We start from the raw sequence: 4,033 nt of genomic DNA, 5'->3' as shown, positions 1-4,033 counted from the left end.
CCTCTGCGACCGCTTGGTGTATCCGGGCCTGCTGCAGGCGGCTGCGGCACTGGGGCGGCGGCTGGTCACGGTGGAGGGCGACGAACAGGGCATGTGCCCGGAGGCGCTGGCACGCCAGGCGCGGGAATGTGGCGCGCGTCTGGTCTACCTCAACCCCACCTGCCAGAACCCGACGGCGCTGACCGTGCCCACCCCGCGGCGCGAGGCGCTGGCGCGGGTGCTGGAGCGCGAAAGCCTGCTGGCGATCGAGGACGATCCGTACTGGCATCTGGCCATCACCGCGCCCATTGCGCTGGCGACGCTGGCACCTCGACATGTGTTCCATGTAGCCACCCTGTCGAAGGTGATCAGCCCCGGCCTGCGTACCGCGTTCGTGCAATGCCCAAGCGCCGCCCACGCCGAGGCGATGGCTGCCGCACTGCGTGCCACGCGGTTGATGGGCCATCCGCTGGTATCCGCGCTGGCCAGCCAGCTGCTGCTGGATGGTTCGGCGCAGGCGCTGCTGGTGCAGGTGCGCGAGGAAGCGCGCGAGCGCACGCGGATGGCGCGGTATCTGCTGGCACCCTCACTGCTGGAGCGCGCCGATGGGCTGCATGCATGGTGCCGGGTGCCAGCACCGTGGACCGATGCCACGCTGGTGCGTACGGCACAGCTGCAGGGCTTGGCGATCGCGCCTTCATCGGCGTTCTGTCCGCCGGGCGCACCGTTCGCGAGTGGGGTGCGGCTGTCGTTGGGATTGGCTGCGGACCGGCGGCAACTGGAGAACGCGCTGCGGCGGATCGATCGGTTGTTGTTGTCCGACGCGTTGCCGGCGATCGACCGGTAGGCGGAGAGCATCCATGCATGGCGTGGATCTACTGGGCCTGTTCCGGTGGATGCCAACCTTGGTTGGCAATGCCCGTTCACGCCATGCGTGGATGCGTTGCCAACCAAGGTTGGCATCTACCAAAGCGGGGGGAGTTCAGGCCAGCGCGGCCAGCGCCGCCACCAGCGCATCCATCTGCGCCGGGCGGGTGAACACCGACGGTGTCACCCGTACGCAGGCGCCGGAGTCCAGACCATCGCGATGCGTGGTGAATATCCGGTGCTCATCCAGCAGCCGTTTCTGCAGCGCCAGATTGTCTTCCGCCGAGGTATGTCCACGCAGGCGGAAGCTGGCCAATGCACTGGCCAACGCCGGATCCGGCGACGACAGCACGTCGATATGCGCCATCTGCCGCGCTGGCACCGTCCACCGCTCGCGCAGGTAACGCAGGCGCGCCTGCTTGTTGGCTGCACCGATGCGCTGGTGCAATGCGATGGCCTCGGGCAGGGCCAGATAGGCAGCGAAGTTGACCGTGCCGGTATGCACGCGGCTGCCCACGCGACCATCGTCAGTCTCGCCCATGTACGGATCCAGGTCGGCCACGCGCCCCCTGCGTACGTACATCGCGCCCACGCCCACCGGTGCGCCGATCCACTTGTGCAGGTTGATGCCAACGAAATCGGCCTTCAGCTGCGGCACCGCGTAGTCGATCTGGCCGAAGCCATGCGCGGCATCGACAATCACATCGATGCCGCGTGCACGCGCACGCTCGGCGATCTCCGCCACCGGCAGCACCAGCCCATGGCGGTGGCTGACCTGGGTCAGCAGCAGCAGTTTCAGGCGCGGCAAGCGCGCGAACGCCTCATCGTAGGCCTGCAGGATCTGCTCACGGCTTGGCACCGCCGGCAGTGCGATGCGCTCCACCTGCACGCCACGACGCTGCTGCAGCCACCGCATGGCGTTGATCATGCTGTCGTAGTCGATGTCGGCGTACAGCACCTGGTCGCCCGCAGCCAGCCGGTTGTAGCCACCGATCAGCGCCAGCATCGCTTCGGTCGCGCCGCGGGTCAGTGCGATCTCATCCGCGCCGACACCGAGCATGTCAGCCACCTGACGATGCACCGCCATGTACTGCGCCGGGAACGCGTGTCGGCCGTACCAGGCGTTGCCGCGATTCACTTCGGCGGTGTGCCGCTGGTAGCTGGCCAGCGTCTCGCGGCCCATCGCGCCCCAGTAGCCGTTTTCCAGATGATTCACTTCATCGGTGATGTCGAAGTGGCTGGCCACGGTCGCCCAGTAGCCTTCGTCGCGGGCCAGCACGTCCGGCGCCACGGTCGTTGCGGGAATCTGCATGGGCCCAGCGTAACGCGCGGCGCCCGCGGCAGGCAGTGAAGACAACGCCGCAGCGGCCGGCAGCAGCGCGCCGGCACGCAGCAGGGAACGACGGCGGCCATCCATCAGAAGGTCAGCCGGTACTGCGCGTACACGTTGGCGCCGTCGGTGTCATACGGGGCATTGCGCGAGTAGATCAAGCCACGGCTGGCCTGGAAGGTCGCTTCGTCCGGGTAACGGTCGAACACGTTGTCTGCGCCCACGCGCAGGCTGTGGTGTTGGTTGATGCGGTAGCCCACCGCCAGATCGAGGAAGGTCATTGCGCCGAACTGCTGGTAGATGTCGCCGGTCGCATTGCCGGTGGAGTCGGTCCACTTTCCGTAGTAGCGAACGCGCGCCATCAACGACCACGCGCCGACGTCCCAGCTGCCGGTAAAGCTGCCCTTGTGCTCGGGCAGGCGGTCTTCGAACAGCACGCGCTGGGTCTCGTTGGTCGCCACCGAGGTGCTGCCGTTGTCGACGCGGGTCTGGTTGTAGTTCCAGGCCAGGGTCAGCGTCATGCGTCCGGCGCCGAGATCGCGCAGATAGTTGCCGACCACGTCCACGCCGGTGGTGGTGGTGTCGAAATCGTTGGTGAAGTAGTTCACCGAGGTATAGCCCAGCGGGTTGGGCGTGCCGGCCGGAATGGCGAAGCTGGCCGACTGGCTGAAGCGGTCGCTGAGCGTGATCCGGTAGACGTCGACCGAACCGGACAGGCCCATGCCGGTGCGCCAGGTCAGGCCCAGCGAGGCGGTGCGCGATTCTTCCGGGGTCAGCGGCTTGGCCCCCAGCAGCTGTGCCAACGGATCGCTGGGCGACAGGCGGCCGCTGGTGAAGATCTGCAGCGTGCGCGTATCCAGGCCCTGGGTGGTGCTGGTGGTGTTGAGCTGGGCCGGCGTGGGCGCGCGGAAGCCGGTGGACAGGGTGCCACGCAGGGCCACGTCCGGGGTGATCGCAAAACGTGCCGACAGCTTGCCATCCACCGTGCTGCCGAAGCTGGAGAAATCTTCATAGCGACCGGCCGCACCGATGCTCCAGCGCTCGCCCAGCGGCACTTCCATGTCCACGTAGGTGGCCTTGCTGCGCTGGCTCCACTGCCCGGCCTGGCTGGCCGAGAAACCCGGCGCGCCATTGGAATTCGCTTCCAGGCCGGCCGCGGCACCGCGCCCCACTGCATACGAGGCAGGGTCGCCGGCGCGCACCTGGTAGGTCTCCTGGCGGAACTCGGCACCGAAGGCGACGTTGATTGGCTTCGACAGCGCAGCCACGTCCCATTCGTAGTTGAAGTCCGCATTGGCGTTCTTCTCGGTCTGGGTCAGCCGGCCGAGGTCGAAGGAGGTCGGGCTGTCCGGGCCCAGCGATGCGTTGATCGAGTTGTCCAGGCTGTAGTCGATGGCATTGCGGCCATACGAGGCGCTCAAGTCCCAGCGCAGCTTGGGGGTGATCTCGCCGCGCAGGCCAGCGACCAGCTGCAGGTCGTTCTGCGTGTTGCCGTACTGCGGGCTGAAGCCCACCGGATACAGCGAGCGCAGGTTCCAGCCCGGGAAGATGCTGGTCGTACGGTACGCGCCAGTGGTGGTATCCGGGTTGCGCCAGTTGAAATCGCTGACGCCATCGCTGTGGCTGTACAGGCCGAACGCATAGAGCTCCAGCGTGTCGCTGGCATTGGCCTTCAGGTTGAAGCCTACGCGGCGGCTTTCCAGCTCCGGCTGGCCCCAGCGCTGCACCGGGTTGGGCACGTCCAGCTCCGGATGCGCGGCCTGGAAGGCGATGGCGTCGGGACGCTGGCGGGTGCGCGAGGTCGCATCGGAGTTGGATGATTCGGCGAACAGCGCCAGGCTGCCGTAGTCCCCCAAA

At 67.3% G+C, this 4,033-nt stretch carries 3 protein-coding genes; 1 reads left to right on the top strand and 2 read right to left on the bottom strand.

All coding sequences use genetic code 11. From position 1 onward, the window contains the following. Positions 1–826 (top strand): PLP-dependent aminotransferase family protein (locus tag DBR20_RS22940; protein WP_258223282.1); only part of this gene is annotated, 826 nt, incomplete at its 5' end. 135 nt (positions 827–961) lie between these two features. Here the strand turns inward: DBR20_RS22940 and DBR20_RS10110 are convergent. Both DBR20_RS10110 and DBR20_RS10105 read right to left on the bottom strand, forming a co-directional pair. Then, the gene (locus DBR20_RS10110; protein ID WP_108266083.1) at positions 962–2,263 is read right to left on the bottom strand and encodes an aminotransferase class V-fold PLP-dependent enzyme; all 1,302 of its coding nucleotides are present in this window, start codon (positions 2,261–2,263) and stop codon (positions 962–964) included. Then, positions 2,263–4,033 (bottom strand): TonB-dependent receptor (locus DBR20_RS10105; RefSeq protein ID WP_258223281.1); only part of this gene is annotated, 1,771 nt, incomplete at its 5' end. The genes DBR20_RS10105 and DBR20_RS10110, both read right to left, overlap by 1 nt.

Origin of the sequence: Stenotrophomonas sp. HMWF023 (assembly GCF_003060985.1) — a bacterium.
Taxonomy (GTDB): Bacteria; Pseudomonadota; Gammaproteobacteria; order Xanthomonadales; family Xanthomonadaceae; genus Stenotrophomonas; species Stenotrophomonas lactitubi.
This window is presented reverse-complemented; position numbering and strand designations above follow the sequence as displayed.